Genomic DNA, 17,221 nt, shown 5'->3' on the forward strand with positions numbered 1-17,221 from the left:
GCAGGACGGTTGACCCCGATCGAATTCGAAGCAATCATGACCACACCGGCCAGCCAGGCCGCGTGACCGCAACTGTCACCTGAGCGTGCAGCAGACCCGTGGGCATCTGACGGCTGCAGGTACCATTCAAGGATGAGTCGCTGATTAAGTTGGGCAAAATGGGCGTCGGGTTGCTGCCGTATGGGAAGTTTGCGAACCTGCTGCATGTCACCGTGGGAGCCGATGCGCTGAAGCAGTTCTATGTCGGTCCGGAGCCCAGTGACGCATTGAAGATTGCCGGCCGACATGGAATAGGCGAGGTCAGCATGGCTGCCGCCTACCAGGCCATGTTGGATGCGTCGCCGAGCACAGGTCAAAGCCAAGCGTTCCGCAACGGCCACTCCGATGTTCTTCAACACCCCACTCCATTATCGCGATGAACCGGCGTGCTATCGCGATCGCGTTCGCGTTGACCGTGGTCGCCGCCGGATGCACATGGTCGCCGGAACGGTCGTCGCAACCACCCACGACATCGGAACCACCACCCGCGGTAGACCAGCTCCACCCGCCTTTTACCTCGGTGTGGTCCGCCGCACCGGGAATCGATCTGTTGTCACGGCCGGCTGAATTGGTACGCGCAACCCAAGAAGGCCAATACCTCACGCGGGTCTACGGCCCAGACAAGACCTTCCCCGGATACCTCAATGCCATCGGCGGGCCCAAAGACCCCCAATACGACCCCAACTACCGGTTCGGCACCACCTCACAAGCGGAACCGCCGTGGCGCGACGACGCTGATACACCGATGACCAACTATTATCACCTCGCTGACCTGTCGGTGTCAGCCGACGCAACGACGATCTCCGCACTCGTGTGCAGTTATCACATTCTGACGCCTGACAACAACATGTCTGGCTGGTGGAACGTTGCCAAACTGTTCGCGACCGAAATCGAACTGTCCAACCCGAATCCAGATTCCGGGCTGACCAGCCTCATCGACGATGACCCGAACATGCCCAACCCGGGGGCACAGATGCCACCATCGTGGAATGTGTTCACCACCTGGCACATCGCCCGGATCTGGGAACTGTTTTTCTACGATGACATTCCCACCGACTGTTTCGACTGGCAGACATCCCAACTCCCCGAACTACAACCCCGGTCGCAGCCTTGGTCATCATCGGAAGTCGCACGCGAACCGGTGAAACCCCAATTTCCCGAATGGATACCACCCAACCAAATCTGAGGTGCCGGCCGCGGGCCGCGAAAGTCACCACGCGAAGAGGCAGGCATCGCTCGACCGCCTCGATACCGGTCCGAGCGCCGTCGAGACTCACCGGACGTGGGGCAGTCGTGGCGGACGCTCCATGAACATCGAATCCGGTGCGGTGAACCCGAACGCGGCGTACAGCCGGTGCGCGTCGGCGGTGTGCAGCATCCACCGGAAGTCGCGCCCCGGCCCGTCGTCGATCATCACGCGTATCAGCTTCTGACCGATACCGCGGCCCCGTTGCGCGGCACAGACGTACACGTCGGCGAGGTAGGCCATGCATGGCGACTTCGTCGGAGAAGGCCCGGCAGAACCCCACCATCTGACCGTCACCGACGCGGTAGGCGCCGACGATCCGCCACGCGCAGTCGAGTTGCCGGTCGAACATCGCGCGGGTGCGGTATTTCGCCCAGTAAGTGTGCGCGGTCAGTTCCTGCCACAGCCACTCACGATCCACCCGGGCCACCGCGGTGGAGAACTCGACCTCGTCGACGGAGGTCATCGCCGCTCCCCCGGGCCGTCGAAGGACTGCCAGCCGCCGGGTGCAGTCGGTGGCGCCCCGTCGATCAGGACCCGCCCCGTTCCGGCACGCACCACACCGATCCGGCGCCAGCCGGGCGGGATGTCCTCGGCGAAGGCCGCCACCAGCGCGTGGTCTTCTCCCCCGCCGAGCACCCAGGTCCAGGCGTCGACGCCGACCGTGGCGGCCGCAGGGCGCAGGGCGGCATGGTCGTGATCCAGCGCGGCGCGCGACAGGTCGATGTCGACCCCGGATTCGGCGGCGAGGTGCCCGACGTCGGCGAGTAGGCCGTCGGAGACGTCGGTCATCGCGACCGCGCCGGCCGCAGCGGCCACCGGACCCTGCTGATAGGGCGGCCGAGGCACGAGATGACGACGACGTAATTCGTCGAATTCGCCAGTACCATCAATACCGTTGTCCCACAGCGCATATCCGGCAGCCGAGTGACCCAGCTCCCCGGCGACCGCGATCACCGCCCCGGCGGTGGCTCCCGAGCGCAACACCGGGGGCCGGCCACGCAGGTCCCCGAGCGCCGTCACCGACACCACCCAACGGTCGCACTGCACCAGGTCGCCGCCGACGATGCCGGCCGACAGCGGCGCGGCCTCCGCCCACATTCCGTCGGCGACCTCGGCGAGGTGGGCGGCCGGGGTGTGCGCCGGAGCGCCGAACCCGACGACGAACGCGGTCGGATACGCCCCCATCGCGGCGATGTCGGCGGCGTTGGCCGCGATCGCCTTGCGCCCGACGTCGTGCGGGGTGGACCAGTCCAACCGGAAATGCCGGTCGGCCACCAGCATGTCGGTGCAGACCACCGTGCGCCCGTCACCGGCACGCACCACCGCGGCGTCGTCGCCGGGGCCCAACAACGTGGCGTCGGGCTGGCGACGCCCGCTGACCAGCCGGGCGATCATCGGGAACTCGCCGAGTTCGCCGACCGTGGTGGTGTCGTTCACCGTGATGTCCTCGCTCACGTCTATTCCTCACCGCCACGACCGCCGGGTAGGTTCTTCCTGCACGGCCGCGGGGCGGCGTTGGCAGTGTAAGCCGAGAAGGGGTGGTCGCGGATGGACGAACCGGACGGCCCGCCGCGCTGGGCATTGATCACCGCGCTGACGGTGGCCGTCGTCGCGGTGCTCACCGTGCTGGTGGTGGCCGCCAACCGTCGCACCCCGCAGTCGCCGGTGCCGATCGCCGCGGTGCCCGCCCCGGCGGCCTCCGGGCCCGACTGTGCGGGGCTGCTGGAGCATCTGCCGGACCGGCTCGGCGATTTCACCCGCGCCCCGGTCGCCGATCCGGCCCCGCCCGGTGTGGCGGCCTGGCGCGGCGGCGGCACCGAGGATCCGGTGGTGTTGCGCTGTGGGCTGGCGCGACCGGCCGAGTTCGTCGTGGGCTCCCCGATCCAGGTGGTCGACGCGGTGCAGTGGTTCTCCGTCCGCGAGGACGATCGCGCCACCTGGTTCGCCGTCGACCGGCCGGTGTACGTGGCGTTGACCCTGCCCGCCGGCTCGGGGCCGACCCCGATTCAGGAGGTCTCCGCGGTGATCGCGACCCAGTTGGACGCCCGCCCGATCGATCCGGCGCCGGTCGGCTGACCAGCGGGGCGCGTCAGCGCAGCCCGGTGCCGCGGGCCAGCGCGGTGTCGACCATGGTGGCCAGCAGCGTCGGGTAGTCCACCCCGCTGGCGGCCCACATCTGCGGGTACATCGAGATCGTGGTGAACCCGGGCATGGTGTTGATCTCGTTGATCACCGGCCCGTCGGCGGTGAGGAAGAAGTCCACCCGGGCCAGCCCCTGCCCGTCGATCGCGGCGAAGGCCCGCACCGCCAGGGATCGGATCTGGGCGGCGGTCTCCGGGTCGACGTCGGCGGGCACGTCGAGATCGGCGACGTTGTCCAGATATTTGGTGGCGAAGTCGTAGAAGGCGTCTTCGCCGTCGGCGGTGCTCACCCGGATCTCCCCGAGTGCGCTGGCCTGCACGGTACCGTCGGGGAACTCCAGTACCCCGCATTCGACTTCGCGCCCGTCGATCGCCGCTTCGACGATCACCTTCGGGTCGTGGCGACGCGCGGCGGCGATCGCGGCGTCCAGCTCATCCCAGTGCCCGATCCGGCTGACCCCGATCGAGGAGCCCCCGCGGGCCGGTTTGACGAATACCGGCAGGCCGAGCCGCTCGCGGTCCTCGCGGCTCAGTGTGGGCTGGGCGGGACGCAACACCGCGTACGCTCCGATCGGCAGCCCCTCGGCGGCGAGCAGTTTCTTGGTGAACTCCTTGTCCATGCCGGCGGCGCTGGCGAGCACCCCGGCCCCCACGTAGGGCACACCGGCCAACTCCAGCAGCCCCTGGATGGTGCCGTCCTCGCCGTAGGGCCCGTGCAGCACCGGGAAGACCACGTCGACGGCGTCGAGCACCCGCCCGGCCTCCAGCGCCACCATCTGGCCGGCGCGCTGCGGGTCGGCGGTGAGCGCCAGCTCGGCACCGCGGTCGGCGGTGACGGCGGGCAACTGCCGGTCGGTGATCGCCAACGCGTCCGGGTCGGCATCGGTGAGCACCCATGTCCCCTCGGCGGTGATGCCGACCGCGACCACCTCGAAACGCTGCGGATCGAGGTTGCGCAGGATGCTGCCCGCCGAGACGCACGAGATGGCGTGTTCGCTGCTGCGGCCGCCGAACACCACGGCGACCCGGACACGGTCAGTCACAATTCACAGAGGCTACCTGTGGGCGGTGGGGCCACGGTGCGGCAGGTTCACTCCGGCTTGGTGCGTCGGCCGACCAACAACATCATCGCCTCGTCGACCGACAAGCCCTGGTGGCAGACCCGGTACACCGCGTCGGAGAGCGGCATCTCCACGTCGTAGCTCGACGCCAGCGCCAGCACCGACTCACAGGAGCTGACCCCCTCGACCAGGGTGCCCGACTCGGCCAGGGTCTCGGCCACGCTGGCGCCGCGCCCGAGGCGCTCACCGAAGCTGCGGTTGCGGGAGTGCGGTGAGGTGCAGGTCGCCACCAGGTCCCCCACCCCGGCCAACCCGGCCAGTGTCTCGTTTTTGGCACCCAGCGCCACCGCGAGGCGGGTGATCTCGGCGAGCCCGCGGGTGATGATCGCCGCGGCGGTGTTCTCCCCGAGACCCACCCCGGCGGCCATCCCGCAGGCCAGCGCGATGACGTTTTTGCACGCGCCGCCGATCTCGGTGCCGATCACGTCGGTGTTGGTGTACGGACGGAAGTAGCCGGTGGCCAGCATCCGCTGCACCGCCACCGCCCGCGCCGAATCGGGGCAGGCGATCACCGTGGCGGCGAGCTGGCCGACCGAGATCTCGCTGGCCAGGTTCGGGCCCGACAGCACCGCGACCTGCTCGGCGGGCAGACCGGTCACCGAGGTGATGACCTGGCTCATCCGCATCAGCGTGCCCAGTTCGATGCCCTTGGCGAGGCTGACCAGGGTGACCCCGGGCGCCAGCAGCGGCGTCCACCGCGCGAGATTGTCACGCAACGCCTGGGCCGGCACCCCCAGCAGCACCGTGGTCGCGCCGTCGAGGGCCGCGGCGGCGTCGGAGGTGGCCGTCAGCCCATCGGGCAGCCGCACCTGCGGAAGATATCCCGAGTTGTACCGGGTGGCGTTGATCTCCTCGGCGACAGCGTCTTCACGGGTCCACAACCGCACCGGCGTACCCGCCTCGACCAGCACCTTGGCCAACGTGGTGCCCCAGGCCCCGGCACCCATCACCGCTACCGCGCCGTCGTTGCCGACCATCGCCCCTCCTCTGCGCTCGCCGATATCACCCTAGCGAGCGGGACCCGCGAGCCCGCAGGGCAAACCCGCGTCGCGACCGCGTGGGTGTGCTGCTGGCAGGATGACAGCCATGTTCTGCCGCGCACGACCGGCCCGGCCGACCCGGCCGTGAGCCCGCCGACCGCGCTGGGGCTGATCATCGCCGTCAAACGGCTGACCGGCGCCAAAACCCGCCTGGCCTCCGCGTTCGACCCGCCCACCCGCGAGGCGTTGGTGCTCGCGATGCTCACCGACACGGTGACCGCCGCCACGGCCGTTCCCGCGGTCACCACGATCACCGTCGTCACCCCCGACGAGCGGGTGGCGGCCAGCGCACGGCGCCTGGGTGCGCGCATCGTCGTCGACGCCGCCCCACCGGGGTACCGCGACCCGCTCAACCACGCCATCACCCATGCCGAACGGACGGTTGCCGATCTGACCGCGAATATCGTTGTTCTGCAGGGTGATCTGCCGGCCTTGCGTCCCGAGGAACTCGGTGCCGCCATCGACGCCGCCTCTGCCCACCAGCGCAGTTTCGTCGCCGACCGCCACCGCAGCGGCACCGCGGCACTCTTCGCGTTCGGGGTGCCTCTCGACGCCCGATTCGGCAACGATTCGCGGGAGCACCACCGCCGGTCGGGGGCAGTCGAATTGACCGGGCGCTGGCCCGGGTTGCGCTGCGACATCGACACCCCTGCCGATCTGGCGGCGGCCCGACGGCTGGGTGTGGGCGCGTCGACCACGGCGGTGATCGACACCTCCGCGCACTCCCGGTAACGGTATCGGTGGCGGTATCGGTGGCGGTATCGGTGGCGATGACCCCCGGAACTAGGGAATGATCGCAGTGTGACCGAGATTCAGCTGAGCACCGAGCGCGACGAGCGGCGATCGGCCGACACGGCACCGACCGCGCCGCCGGCGGAGACCGTCGAGCCCGAGCACGACGCCCTTCCGGAGAACCGTTACCTCAACCGCGAGTTGAGCTGGCTGGATTTCAACGAGCGGGTGCTGGCCCTGGCCGCCGACCCGTCGATGCCGCTGCTGGAACGGGCGAAGTATCTGGCGATCGTCGCCTCCAACCTCGACGAGTTCTACATGGTGCGCGTCGCCGGACTCAAACGTCGCGATGAGATGGGTCTGTCGGTGCGCTCCGCTGACGGTCTGACCCCGCGGGAACAGTTGCGCCGCATCGCTGAGCGCTCCCAGCAGAGCCAGGACCGCCACGCTCGGGTGTTTCTGGACTCGGTGCGCCCGGCGCTGGCCGAGCAGGGCATCCACGTGGTCACGTGGGCGGATCTCGACCGCGCCGAACGCGCGAGCTTGTCGACCTATTTCCACGAGCAGGTGTTCCCGGTGCTCACCCCGCTGGCGGTCGACCCGGCCCACCCGTTCCCGTTCGTCAGCGGGCTGAGCTTGAACCTGGCGGTCACGGTGCGCCAACCCGATGACGGCGGCCAGCATTTCGCCCGGGTCAAGGTTCCCGACAACGTCGACCGGTTCGTCGAGCTCGCCGAGGACACCGCCGACGGCGACGGTCCGCCGGTGGCCCGCTTCCTGCCGATGGAGGAACTGATCGCGGCGTTCCTGCCGGTGCTGTTCCCGGGCATGGAGATCGTTGAGCACCACGTCTTCCGGATCACCCGCAACGCCGACTTCGAGGTTGAAGAGGACCGCGACGAGGATCTGCTGCAGGCGCTGGAGCGGGAGTTGGCTCGGCGCCGGTTCGGGTCGCCGGTGCGCCTGGAGGTCTCCGACGACATGACCGAACACATGCTGGAGTTGCTGCTGCGTGAACTCAACGTCGACCCCGGCGATGTGATCGATGTGCCCGGCATGCTGGACCTGTCGGCGTTGTGGCAGCTGTACAAATTGGACCGGCCGGGCCTGAAGGATCCGGCGTTCGTACCTGCCACCCACCCCGCCTTCGCCGAACGGGAGACGCCGAAGAGCATCTTCGCCACCCTGCGTGAAGGCGACATCCTGGTGCATCACCCCTACGACTCGTTCTCCACAAGTGTGCAGCGGTTCATCGAGCAGGCCGCCGCGGACCCCAACGTGCTGGCGATCAAACAAACCCTGTACCGCACCTCCGGTGACTCCCCGATCGTTCGCGCCCTCATCGATGCCGCCGAGGCCGGCAAGCAGGTCGTGACCCTGGTCGAGATCAAGGCCCGGTTCGACGAACAGGCCAACATCAAATGGGCCCGAGCTCTCGAGCAGGCGGGTGTCCACGTGGTTTACGGCTTGGTGGGGTTGAAGACCCACTGCAAGACCGCCCTGGTGGTGCGCCGGGAAGGCGCGGTCATCCGACGCTACTGCCACATCGGCACGGGCAACTACAACTCCAAAACCGCCCGACTGTACGAGGATGTCGGAATTCTGACCGCCGACCCCGACATCGGGGCGGATCTGACCGACCTGTTCAACTCGTTGACCGGATACTCCCGCAACGTCGCCTACCGCAACCTGTTGGTGGCGCCCAGCGGTATCCGCGCGGGAATCATCGAACGGATCACCGCCGAGGTTGCCGCCCACCGGGACAGCGGGACCGGCCGGATCCGTATCAAGGCCAACGCTCTCGTCGACGAGCAGGTCATCGATGCCCTCTACCGCGCGTCACGGGCCGGGGTTCCGGTCGAGATCGTGGTGCGCGGCATCTGCGCGCTGCGCCCCGGGGTTCCGGGATTCTCCGAAAACATCGTCGCCCGCTCGATTCTCGGCCGGTTCTTGGAACACTCCAGAATGTTTCATTTCCGGGCGATCGACGAGCTCTGGATCGGGAGCGCCGACATGATGCACCGCAACCTCGATCGCCGGGTGGAGGTGATGGTGCAGGTGAAGAACCCGCGGCTGGCCGGTCAGCTCTCCGAGGTGTTCGACTCAGCGCTGAACCCGGCGACCCGCTGTTGGGAACTCGGTCCCGACGGCAAGTGGACCCCGTCGCCGCGGGAGGGGCAGACCGTCCGCGACCATCAGGTGGCGTTGATGAAGAGTCGCCGCAGCCCTTGATCGCACACCGTCGCCGATCCGGACCGACCGCTTCAGCCGTCAGGAGATGACAGGTGCCCAAACCAGAGAAGTTGGTGTGCGCTGCGGGCGCGGTGCTGTGGCGTCGAGCCGACCCGGCCGCACCGTCGGGCGACGTGGAGGTGGCCCTGGTGCACCGGCCCCGCTACGACGACTGGTCGCTGCCCAAGGGCAAAGTCGACGACGGCGAGGTCGAACCGGTGACCGCGGTCCGCGAGATCCTCGAGGAGACCGGGTTTCACGCCCAACTCGGCCGCTACCTGGAGACCGTCAGCTATCCGCTGACCAACGCCACCAAACGGGTGCGCTACTGGGCGGCGTGCAGCCAGGGGGGCCGTTTCGCGCCCAACGACGAAGTCGATGACCTCACCTGGCTGCCGGTCCCCGAGGCGATGAAACTGCTCGGCTACACCACCGACCGGAAGGTATTGCGCCGCTTCGCCAAGAAACCGGCCGAGACCCGAACGGTGCTGATCGTGCGGCACGCCACCGCCGGCAGCAGGCGGCGTTTCTCCGGTGATGACCGTCAACGCCCCCTGGACAAGAACGGCCGCGCCCAGGCTCGCGCGCTCACCGACGTACTGCTGGCCTTCGGAGCCACCGATGTCCACGCCGCCGATCGGCTGCGCTGCGAGCAGACCGTTCAGCCGTTGGCCGACCGACTCGACGTGGCGATCGACAGCGAACCGACGCTGTCGGAGGAGGCCTACGCCGATCGTCCCAAACCGGGACGTCGGCGAGTGCTCGAGATCGCCGACAAGCCCGGAATCCCGGTGATCTGCACCCAGGGCAAGGTGATTCCCGACCTCATCGGCTGGTGGTGCGACCGCGACGGTGTGCGCCCGGACAAGTCCCGCAACCGCAAGGGCAGCATCTGGGTGCTCTCGCTGTCGGAGGGGCGCCTGCTCGCCGCCGACCACCTCGGCAGTCCGTTGGCTGCGCGCTGACACGGGGTCCCGATACGACGATGCGCCGCCGGCATCGGTGCCGACGACGCATCGTCAGGGGTCGTTCAGTGCCGCGGTGACTACTTACGGCCGCGACGCGCGGTCGTCTTCTTGGCGGTCTTCTTCGCCGCGGTCGTCTTCTTCGCCGCGGTCTTCTTCGCAGTCGCCTTGGTAGCGGCCTTCTTCGCCGGCGCCTTCTTGGCTGCGGTCTTCTTCGCGGTCGCCTTGGTGGCGGCCTTCTTCGCCGCGGTGCTCTTCTTCGCCGCCGCCTTCTTCGCGGTCTTCTTGGCCGCGGTCTTCTTGGCGGCCTTCGCCGGAGCGGCCGTGGCGATACCGCGTTTGACCGCCGGACCGGCAGCCGGCAACCGCTGCGACCCGGAGACGACGGCCTTGAACTGTGCGCCCGGCCGGAATGCGGGAACCGACGTCGGCTTCACTTTCACCGTCTCGCCGGTGCGCGGGTTGCGGGCGACACGCGCAGCGCGCCGACGCTTCTCGAACACACCGAAGCCGGTGATGGTGACGCTTTCACCTTTGTGCACCGCGCGAACAATCGTGTCGACCACGTGCTCCACGGCGGCGGTCGCCTGCTTGCGATCGGTGCCCATCTTCTCCGTGAGGGCGTCGATCAGCTCTGCTTTGTTCATCCAGTCCTCCGAAATCGGTGGTCCGCCTTGGACCGACTAGGGGACACGGTAAACCCTAAAAGGACTGATTTCCATGCAAAACGCAAGGTTGCGAGCAGAAATGTCGTGTCGGGCAGTCGCACCGCGCTATCGGGAGGGGGCCGTTACGCGCTTCACGCGGCGACGCAAAGTGGCTCGCGGCGACGACTATACCGCTCTCGAGACCGCTCCCGAGACCGCTCCCGAGCGCTCTCCACAGGTGTTCATCCGGTCGTGATCGTCCGCGGTTTCCATGCCGGCCGGGTAGCCTCGAATTCGGTGATCTGGTCGAGTTTGCGCAGCGTAAGGCCGATATCGTCGAGGCCTTCGAGCAGCCTCCAGGCGGTGTAATCATCAATGCTGAACGGCAGCACGGCGGTTCCAGCACTGACGGTCCGATTTTCAAGGTCGACAGTGATTTCCAGCCCGGGGTGTTCTTCGATGAGCTTCCAGAGCAACTCCACCCCGTCTTGGTCAACTTCGGCGGCCACCAGGCCGGCCTTCCCCGCGTTGCCCCGGAAGATGTCGGCGAACCGCGAGGAGATGACGGCGCGGAACCCGTAGTCCATCAACGCCCACACGGCGTGTTCGCGTGAGGATCCGGTACCGAAATCCGGTCCGGCGACCAGAACCGATCCCTTGTCGAATGGGCTGAGATTGAGCACGAACGACGGATCGGTGCGCCACGAGGCGAACAACCCGTCCTCGAAACCGGTCCTGGTGACCCGCTTGAGGTAGACCGCCGGGATGATCTGGTCGGTGTCGACGTTGGAGCGCCGCAACGGGACACCGATACCGGTGTGGGTGTGGAAGGCTTCCATGCTTCTCTCCTGGAGTGCTGAGGTGGTCAGGTCAGGTCAGGTCAGGTCGGCGGGCGAGGACAGGGTGCCGCGCACCGCGGTGGCCGCTGCGACGGCCGGAGAGACCAGATGGGTGCGCCCACCCTTGCCTTGGCGGCCCTCGAAATTGCGGTTGGACGTTGAGGCGCAACGCTCGCCGGTCGCCAGTTGGTCGGGGTTCATCCCCAGGCACATCGAACATCCCGCCTGACGCCACTGGGCGCCGGCGGCGGTGAACACGTCGCCGAGCCCCTCGGCTTCGGCCTGGGCGCGCACCCGCATCGAGCCGGGCACGATCAGCATCCGCACACCGTCGGCGACGGTCCGGTCACGCAGCACGTCGGCCACGACTCGCAGATCCTCGATGCGGCCGTTGGTGCAGGAGCCGACGAAGACCACGTCGACACCGATGTCGCGCATCGGGGTGCCGGGGCGAAGATCCATGTACTCCAAGGCCTTCTCCGCGGACCGTCGCGCGACCTCGTCGCCGAGCAGTTGCGGGTCGGGCACCTCGTCGGCCAGCGGGACGCCCTGGCCGGGGTTTGTTCCCCAGGTGACGAACGGGCTCAGATCGGCGGCATCGAGGAACACCTCGGTGTCGAAGGTGGCGCCCTCGTCGGTGCGCAGTTGGTCCCACGCGGCGACGGCGTCGTCCCACTGCTGTCCCGTCGGCGCATGCGGGCGGCCGCGCAGGAACTCGTAGGTGGTGGCGTCGGGAGCGATCATGCCGGCTCGGGCGCCGGCCTCGATGCTCATGTTGCAGATGGTCATCCGCGCCTCCATCGACAGCGATTCGATGGCGCTGCCACGGTATTCGATGACGTGGCCCTGTCCACCGCCGGTGCCGATCTTGGCGATCACCGCCAGGATCAGATCCTTCGCACTGACCCCGGGCGGCAGTTCGCCGTCGACGTTGACCGCCATCGTCTTGAACGGGCGCAGCGACAACGTCTGGGTGGCCAACACGTGCTCCACCTCGGAGGTGCCGATCCCCATCGCCAGAGCGCCGAACGCGCCGTGGGTGGAGGTGTGGCTGTCGCCGCAGACGACGGTCATTCCCGGCTGGGTCAAGCCCAGTTGCGGCCCGATGATGTGCACGATGCCCTGGTCGATGTCACCCATGGGGTGCAGCCGGATACCGAACTCGGCGCAGTTGCGCCGCAGGGTCCCCACCTGGGTGCGCGACACCGGATCGGCGATCGGTTTGTCGATGTCGACGGTCGGCACATTGTGGTCTTCGGTCGCGATCGTCAGGTCGGGGCGATGCACCGGCCGACCGGCGAGGCGCAGCCCGTCGAAAGCCTGCGGGCTGGTGACCTCGTGGACCAGATGCAGGTCGATGTAGATGAGATCGGGTTCGGTGCCCCCACCGGACACCACCACGTGCTGATCCCAGACCTTCTCCGCCAAGGTGCGTGGTCGCTGACTCATCGGATCTCCCACTGTCGCAATCTCACTATATGAGACGTTAGTATCTCTCTATGAGACAGGATAGCGGCATTGGCGTTCTCGATAAAGCCGTCGGGGTGTTGCACGCGGTGGCCGAAGCGCCGTGCGGGCTCGCCGACCTGTGTGAACGCACCGGGTTGCCCCGCGCCACCGCGCACCGGCTGGCCTCCGGCCTGGAGACGCACGGCCTGCTGCGGCGAGGCGAGGACGGGCGCTGGAAACTGGGGCCGACGATCACCGCACTGGCCACCCACGTCAGCGATCCGCTGCTCGCCGCCGGCGCCGCGGTGTTGCCGCAGCTGCGCGAGATCACCGGCGAGAGCGTGCAGTTGTACCGGCGCGACGGCACCTGGCGGGTCTGCGTCGCCGCGCTGGAACCGTCCGCCGGCCTGCGCGACACCGTTCCGGTGGGGGCACGGCTGCCGATGACCGCCGGATCCGGCGCCAAAGTGCTGCTGGCCTACGGCGACGCCGAGTTGCGCGCGGCGGTGCTGCCGGAGGCGAAGTTCAGCGACCGGACACTGGCCGATGTCCGGCGGCGCGGCTGGGCGCAGAGCGCCGCAGAGCGCGAGCCCGGCGTCGCCAGCGTCTCGGCACCGGTGCGCGACGCCGGGGGCGCGGTCATCGCCGCGATCTCGGTGTCCGGACCGATCGACCGGATGGGCCGCCGGCCCGGGGAACGATGGGCCGCCGACCTGCTCAGCGTCGCCGATGCGCTTACCGAGCGCCTGTGATCGCCTGCCAGACTGACTCACATGGGAACCAACCAGCGCGCACAGATCCTCATGTCCGACGCCGAGATCGCCGACTTCGTCACCACCAGCCGCACCGGCACCCTGGCCACGATCGGCCGCGACGGCCAGCCGCATCTGACGGCGATGTGGTACGCGGTGCTCGACGGCGAGATCTGGTTGGAGACGAAGGCCAAGTCGCAGAAGGCCGTGAACCTGCGCCGCGACCCGCGGGTGAGTTTCCTCATCGAGGGCGGGCAGACCTACGACACGCTGCGCGGCGTCTCGTTCGAGGGCACCGCCGAGATCGTTGAGGACCCCGAGACGCTGTTGCGTGTCGGGATCAGCGTGTGGGAGCGCTACACCGGCCCCTACAGCGACGAGATGCGCCCGGCCGTCGACGCGATGATGAACAAGCGGGTGGCGGTACGCATCCGCACCCGGCGCACCCGGTCCTGGGATCACCGCAAACTGGGACTGCCGGCGATGCCGCTGGCCGGTTCCACCGCGCCCCAGTAGGCCGGGCCGGGGCGCACCGACGCAGATAGCACCGACGCAGATAGCACCGACGCAGAAGGTCCCCCACCGACTGAGCGATGGGGGACCTTCTGCGTCTGCTCGCGCGGCGCGTACGCGCCGCTTCCGAGTTGTAGCCCCGATGGGATTCGAACCCACGCTACCGCCGTGAGAGGGCGGCGTCCTAGGCCGCTAGACGACGGGGCCAGAACTGATCCGGGCTGTCAGCATAGCGTAACCCGGGGTGTCCACCTAATCGCCGTGGCGAGCGTTGCCGGTGAACACTTCTGCTGGGGTACCAGGACTCGAACCTAGAATGGCTGAACCAGAATCAGCTGTGTTGCCAATTACACCATACCCCACTGGACACCTAAAACCGCTGCTAGCGACGGGTTTCGTCGACGTGGTGTGCGCCGGGAGCCGTCACTGGCCGCCGTTGAGGGCCGACGTGCAGACTATCAAATATTCTCCGGCGCTTCCTCGGGGAGTCCGGCGGCCGCCGCGCGCAGTCGCTCCAGGCTGCGTTCGCGCCCCAGCAACTCCAACGATTCGAACAGCGGCGGGCTGATCGCCGCGCCGGTGGCCGCCACCCGGATCGGGCCGAACGCCTTGCGTGGTTTGAGTTGCAGATCCTCCAGCAGAGCCGTTTTCAATGCGGCCTCGATCGCGGCGGTCCGCCAGTCGGTGACCCGGTCGAGGGCGGTGACCGCCGCGCCGAGCACCGGGCGCGCGGCGGCGCGAAGTTCTTTGGCCGCTGCTTTCGGATCGAGTGAATAGATGTCGTCGTTGAGGAACCGCAGCAACGCCCACGCGTCTCCGAGCACGACGATGCGGGTCTGGACCAGGTCTGCGGCCACCGCGAACTGCTCGTCATCGAGCCCGGTGTCGTGGCCGTGGGCACGCAGATGCTCGGCCAACCGCGCGGCGAAGTCCTGCGGTGCCAACAACCGGATGTGTTCGGCGTTGATCGCGTCGGCCTTCTTCTGGTCGAATCGGGCCGGGTTGGAGTTGACGTCGACCACGTCGAAGGCGGCGACCATCTCCTCCATCGAGAACACGTCACGGTCGTCGGCGATCGACCAGCCCAGCAGCGCGAGATAGTTCAGCAGCCCCTCCCGGATGAACCCCCGATCGCGGTGGGCGAACAGGTTCGACTGCGGGTCGCGTTTGGACAGCTTCTTGTTCCCGTCACCGAGCACGCTGGGCAGGTGCCCGAATTCGGGCACCTGGTCGGCAACCCCGATGCGGATCAGCGCGCGGTACAACGCGATCTGCCGCGGCGTCGACGGCAGCAGGTCGTCGCCGCGCAGGACGTGGGTGATCTTCATCAACGCGTCGTCGACCGGGTTGACCAACGTGTACAACGGGTCGCCGTTGGCCCGGGTGAGCGCGAAGTCCGGGACGCTGCCGGCCGGGAAGTTGGTGACGCCGCGCACCAGGTCGTTCCAGCCCAGGTCCTCGTCGGGCATCCGCAGGCGCACCACGGGCCGACGGCCCTGCGCGCGCAGGGCGTCGCGCTGATCGTCGGTGAGATCGCGATCGAAGTTGTCATAGCCCAATTTCGGGTTGCGCCCCGCGGCGAGGTGGCGGGCCTCGACTTCCTCGGGCGTGGAGAACGCCTCGTAGGCCTCCCCTGCCGCCAACAATCGGTCGACCACCTCGCGGTGCAGCTGTTTGCGCTCGGATTGCCGGTAGGGCCCGTAGGGGCCGCCCACGTCGGGGCCTTCGTCGTAGTCGATGCCCAACCATCGCAGCGCATCCAGCAGGGCGGTATAGCTTTCCTCGCTGTCACGCTGCGCGTCGGTGTCCTCGAGGCGGAAAACCAGTGTGCCGCCGGTATGACGCGCGTAGGCCCAGTTGAACAGGGCCGTGCGGATCAGCCCGACGTGCGGTGTCCCCGTGGGCGAAGGGCAGAACCTCACCCGAACCGTCATGTTCCTCCTTTAACCGATTCGGTGCTCTGCCCCTTGCGAACAACGGGATTGGACAGGGTGCCGATCCCGTCGATGGTGATCGCGACCGTGTCGCCGTCCTCGATGGGGCCGACCCCCTCGGGGGTGCCGGTGAGGATGAGGTCGCCGGGCAGCAACGTCATGACCGCCGAGATCCACTCCACGATCGCCCCGACGTCGTGGATCATCATCGAGGTCCGACTCTGCTGGCGGACCACACCGTTGACCTCGGTGCGTATCGCGACGTCGGCGGGATCGAGATCGGTGACGATCCACGGGCCGACCGGACAGAAGGTGTCGTGACCCTTGGCCCGCGTCCACTGGCCGTCGGCTTGTTGCTGGTCGCGCGCGGAGACGTCGTTGGCGATGGTGTAACCCAAGATGTAGTCGCCGGCGCGTGCGGCCGGAACGTCCTTGCAGGGCCGACCGATCACCACTGCCAGCTCCCCCTCGTGGTGCACCGGAGAGGCGTTGGCCGGCAACATGATCGGCGCATTGGGCCCTACGATCGCAGTGTTCGGCTTCAGGAAGATGACCGGATCGGCGGGGGCTTCGGCACCCATCTCGGCGATGTGCGCCGCGTAGTTCTTGCCGATGCAGATGACCTTGGTCGCCAGGATCGGCGCCAGGATCCGCACGTCGGCCAGCGGCCAGGAGCGTCCGGTGAACGTCGGTGTGCCGAAGGGATGCTCGGCGATCTCGCGGGCGATCTCAGGCTCACCTTCGATGCCGACGAAGGCGACCCCGTCCGGGCTGGCGATTCGACCGAGGCGCATTCGAGACAGCTTAGGCGCAGCGGGCCGGCGCGGCGCAGCCGGGCGCAACGGCTCGGCGCGACCAGCCCCGCGCCCCTAACGGGCGGTGACCATCCGCACCAGGAAGTCCTCCAGGTGGTCACGTTCGACGGCGAGCTCACCGCGCAGCCACAGCGTCACCACCTCGAACCCGCCGGCGACCAGGGTCAATGCCGCGAGGTCGATGTCGGGATCCACCGCCTCCTGGCCGGCCAGCAACACCCGTCCCTGGTCGGCCATGACCTGGGCCAGCATTTTGACCAGGTCACGCCAGCGGGCCCGCAGCGTCTCGGTGGTCTGCGCCTCGATCAGCAGCCGCCCCCGGCGCGCATCGCCGTCCAGGAAGTTCAGTCCCGCGCCGATGGCCGCACGGGCGCGCTGAACCGGGTCAGGGGGGCTCGTTTCGATCGCCGGGAGCAACGCGCCGAACGCCCGGGTGATCTGGTCGTCGAAGAGGGCCGCCACCAGCTCGTCGACCGTGCGGAAACTCTCGTAGAAGTACCGGTCGTTGAGCCGGGCCCGCGTGCAGACCCCGCGCACGGTCATCGCCGCCACCCCCTCGGCCGCCGCGGCGTCGAGGGCGGCGTCAAGCAGCGCCGCCTGCCGCTTCGATCGCCGCTCGCTGTGGGTGGCACCGCCGTAAGTTCGTGCGCCCGCCATAGCCCCCATTGTCACATTTGTGCCCGCATCCTTGACCCGCCCCGGTATCTGGTGAAGACTGTCACCAGATACCCTGGACCGGGTGGGAAGGATCCG

General features: G+C 68.2%; 18 protein-coding genes and 2 tRNA genes. 8 read left to right on the plus strand and 12 right to left on the minus strand.

Annotated features, from left to right (window positions below; translation table 11 throughout):
- Window positions 1-158: 158 nt before the first annotated feature.
- Window positions 159-419, plus strand: coding sequence for a hypothetical protein (locus tag B8W67_RS20580; protein ID WP_133056112.1), 261 nt, complete (start codon window positions 159-161; stop codon window positions 417-419).
- Window positions 416-1,225 carry a hypothetical protein gene (locus B8W67_RS13265; RefSeq protein ID WP_085304458.1) on the plus strand — a complete coding sequence of 270 codons (810 nt, stop codon included), beginning with the start codon at window positions 416-418 and terminating at the stop codon, window positions 1,223-1,225. Before B8W67_RS20580 ends, B8W67_RS13265 begins: the two co-directional genes overlap by 4 nt.
- An 87-nt stretch (window positions 1,226-1,312) precedes the next feature.
- On the opposite strand, the gene B8W67_RS21335 is transcribed toward B8W67_RS13265, so the two are convergent.
- Both B8W67_RS21335 and B8W67_RS13275 read right to left on the minus strand, forming a co-directional pair.
- The gene (locus B8W67_RS21335; RefSeq protein WP_234806755.1) at window positions 1,313-1,528 is read right to left on the minus strand and encodes a GNAT family N-acetyltransferase; all 216 of its coding nucleotides are present in this window, start codon (window positions 1,526-1,528) and stop codon (window positions 1,313-1,315) included.
- A gap of 219 nt (window positions 1,529-1,747) precedes the next feature.
- A complete protein-coding gene (locus B8W67_RS13275; protein WP_109561791.1) occupies window positions 1,748-2,725 on the minus strand; it encodes a thiamine-phosphate kinase in 978 nt (325 codons plus the stop codon).
- A gap of 111 nt (window positions 2,726-2,836) precedes the next feature.
- On the opposite strand from B8W67_RS13275, the gene B8W67_RS13280 reads away from it, so the two are divergent.
- The gene (locus tag B8W67_RS13280; protein ID WP_085304471.1) at window positions 2,837-3,364 is read left to right on the plus strand and encodes a DUF3515 domain-containing protein; all 528 of its coding nucleotides are present in this window, start codon (window positions 2,837-2,839) and stop codon (window positions 3,362-3,364) included.
- A gap of 13 nt (window positions 3,365-3,377) precedes the next feature.
- On the opposite strand, the gene B8W67_RS13285 is transcribed toward B8W67_RS13280, so the two are convergent.
- Entirely contained in the window at window positions 3,378-4,472 is a 1,095-nt protein-coding gene (locus B8W67_RS13285; protein WP_234793987.1) for a D-alanine--D-alanine ligase family protein, read from the minus strand.
- 47 nt (window positions 4,473-4,519) lie between these two features.
- Window positions 4,520-5,527: an NAD(P)H-dependent glycerol-3-phosphate dehydrogenase gene (locus B8W67_RS13290; protein WP_069393480.1), complete on the minus strand. Its 1,008-nt coding sequence runs from the start codon at window positions 5,525-5,527 to the stop codon at window positions 4,520-4,522.
- 147 nt (window positions 5,528-5,674) lie between these two features.
- Here B8W67_RS13290 and cofC point away from each other — a divergent pair, with 147 nt between their 5' ends.
- The 3 genes from cofC (at window position 5,675) to mutT1 (ending at window position 9,519) form a co-directional block, all read left to right on the plus strand.
- Entirely contained in the window at window positions 5,675-6,322 is a 648-nt protein-coding gene (gene cofC, locus B8W67_RS13295; RefSeq protein ID WP_085304488.1) for a 2-phospho-L-lactate guanylyltransferase, read from the plus strand.
- Between the two features lie 69 nt (window positions 6,323-6,391).
- Window positions 6,392-8,554, plus strand: coding sequence for an RNA degradosome polyphosphate kinase (locus B8W67_RS13300; RefSeq protein WP_085304472.1), 2,163 nt, complete (start codon window positions 6,392-6,394; stop codon window positions 8,552-8,554).
- Window positions 8,555-8,607: 53 nt separating this feature from the next.
- The gene (gene mutT1, locus B8W67_RS13305) at window positions 8,608-9,519 is read left to right on the plus strand and encodes an 8-oxo-(d)GTP phosphatase MutT1 (protein WP_085304473.1); all 912 of its coding nucleotides are present in this window, start codon (window positions 8,608-8,610) and stop codon (window positions 9,517-9,519) included.
- A gap of 80 nt (window positions 9,520-9,599) precedes the next feature.
- Here mutT1 and B8W67_RS13310 read toward each other — a convergent pair whose 3' ends face one another.
- From B8W67_RS13310 to leuC, 3 genes are all read right to left on the minus strand, one after another.
- Complete coding sequence (locus tag B8W67_RS13310; RefSeq protein ID WP_085304474.1) at window positions 9,600-10,166, minus strand: HU family DNA-binding protein; 567 nt, start codon at window positions 10,164-10,166, stop codon at window positions 9,600-9,602.
- 242 nt (window positions 10,167-10,408) lie between these two features.
- Window positions 10,409-11,005: a 3-isopropylmalate dehydratase small subunit gene (gene leuD / locus B8W67_RS13315; protein ID WP_085304475.1), complete on the minus strand. Its 597-nt coding sequence runs from the start codon at window positions 11,003-11,005 to the stop codon at window positions 10,409-10,411.
- 36 nt (window positions 11,006-11,041) lie between these two features.
- Window positions 11,042-12,454, minus strand: coding sequence for a 3-isopropylmalate dehydratase large subunit (leuC, locus tag B8W67_RS13320; RefSeq protein WP_085304476.1), 1,413 nt, complete (start codon window positions 12,452-12,454; stop codon window positions 11,042-11,044).
- A gap of 50 nt (window positions 12,455-12,504) precedes the next feature.
- Between leuC and B8W67_RS13325 the strand changes: the two genes are divergently transcribed.
- Together B8W67_RS13325 and B8W67_RS13330 are read left to right on the plus strand one after the other, a co-directional pair.
- A complete protein-coding gene (locus tag B8W67_RS13325) occupies window positions 12,505-13,206 on the plus strand; it encodes an IclR family transcriptional regulator (RefSeq protein WP_085304477.1) in 702 nt (233 codons plus the stop codon).
- 21 nt (window positions 13,207-13,227) lie between these two features.
- Window positions 13,228-13,722 (plus strand): pyridoxamine 5'-phosphate oxidase family protein, encoded by a 495-nt coding sequence (locus B8W67_RS13330; protein ID WP_069393487.1) that lies wholly within the window; start codon window positions 13,228-13,230, stop codon window positions 13,720-13,722.
- A gap of 131 nt (window positions 13,723-13,853) precedes the next feature.
- Here the strand turns inward: B8W67_RS13330 and B8W67_RS13335 are convergent.
- The 5 genes from B8W67_RS13335 to B8W67_RS13355 all read right to left on the minus strand — a co-directional run bounded on the left by B8W67_RS13335 (window position 13,854) and on the right by B8W67_RS13355 (window position 17,125).
- A tRNA-Glu gene (locus B8W67_RS13335) sits at window positions 13,854-13,926 on the minus strand.
- An 83-nt stretch (window positions 13,927-14,009) separates the two neighbouring features.
- Window positions 14,010-14,081 (minus strand) — tRNA-Gln (locus tag B8W67_RS13340).
- A gap of 96 nt (window positions 14,082-14,177) precedes the next feature.
- Window positions 14,178-15,653, minus strand: coding sequence for a glutamate--tRNA ligase (gene gltX / locus B8W67_RS13345; protein WP_085304478.1), 1,476 nt, complete (start codon window positions 15,651-15,653; stop codon window positions 14,178-14,180).
- Window positions 15,650-16,447, minus strand: coding sequence for a fumarylacetoacetate hydrolase family protein (locus B8W67_RS13350; RefSeq protein ID WP_069393489.1), 798 nt, complete (start codon window positions 16,445-16,447; stop codon window positions 15,650-15,652). The genes gltX and B8W67_RS13350 overlap by 4 nt, the downstream gene beginning before the upstream one ends.
- Before the next feature lie 75 nt (window positions 16,448-16,522).
- The gene (locus tag B8W67_RS13355; protein ID WP_163797143.1) at window positions 16,523-17,125 is read right to left on the minus strand and encodes a TetR family transcriptional regulator; all 603 of its coding nucleotides are present in this window, start codon (window positions 17,123-17,125) and stop codon (window positions 16,523-16,525) included.
- Window positions 17,126-17,221: the final 96 nt, after the last annotated feature.

This window comes from Mycolicibacillus koreensis (assembly GCF_002104795.1).
GTDB classification, from domain to species: Bacteria; Actinomycetota; Actinomycetes; order Mycobacteriales; family Mycobacteriaceae; genus Mycobacterium; species Mycobacterium koreense.

What these genes read in the sequence shown, in the direction of transcription:
- B8W67_RS20580 (WP_133056112.1), top strand. Translation starts at nt 159, where the DNA reads ATGGGCGTCGGGTTGCTGCCGTATGGGAAGTTTGCGAACCTGCTGCAT.
- B8W67_RS13265 (WP_085304458.1), top strand. Translation starts at nt 416, where the DNA reads ATGAACCGGCGTGCTATCGCGATCGCGTTCGCGTTGACCGTGGTCGCC.
- B8W67_RS21335 (WP_234806755.1), bottom strand. Translation starts at nt 1,528, where the DNA reads ATGGCCTACCTCGCCGACGTGTACGTCTGTGCCGCGCAACGGGGCCGC.
- B8W67_RS13280 (WP_085304471.1), top strand. Translation starts at nt 2,837, where the DNA reads ATGGACGAACCGGACGGCCCGCCGCGCTGGGCATTGATCACCGCGCTG.
- B8W67_RS13290 (WP_069393480.1), bottom strand. Translation starts at nt 5,527, where the DNA reads ATGGTCGGCAACGACGGCGCGGTAGCGGTGATGGGTGCCGGGGCCTGG.
- B8W67_RS13310 (WP_085304474.1), bottom strand. Translation starts at nt 10,166, where the DNA reads ATGAACAAAGCAGAGCTGATCGACGCCCTCACGGAGAAGATGGGCACC.
- leuD (WP_085304475.1), bottom strand. Translation starts at nt 11,005, where the DNA reads ATGGAAGCCTTCCACACCCACACCGGTATCGGTGTCCCGTTGCGGCGC.
- leuC (WP_085304476.1), bottom strand. Translation starts at nt 12,454, where the DNA reads ATGAGTCAGCGACCACGCACCTTGGCGGAGAAGGTCTGGGATCAGCAC.
- B8W67_RS13325 (WP_085304477.1), top strand. Translation starts at nt 12,505, where the DNA reads ATGAGACAGGATAGCGGCATTGGCGTTCTCGATAAAGCCGTCGGGGTG.
- B8W67_RS13330 (WP_069393487.1), top strand. Translation starts at nt 13,228, where the DNA reads ATGGGAACCAACCAGCGCGCACAGATCCTCATGTCCGACGCCGAGATC.
- gltX (WP_085304478.1), bottom strand. Translation starts at nt 15,653, where the DNA reads ATGACGGTTCGGGTGAGGTTCTGCCCTTCGCCCACGGGGACACCGCAC.
- B8W67_RS13350 (WP_069393489.1), bottom strand. Translation starts at nt 16,447, where the DNA reads ATGCGCCTCGGTCGAATCGCCAGCCCGGACGGGGTCGCCTTCGTCGGC.
- B8W67_RS13355 (WP_163797143.1), bottom strand. Translation starts at nt 17,125, where the DNA reads ATGGCGGGCGCACGAACTTACGGCGGTGCCACCCACAGCGAGCGGCGA.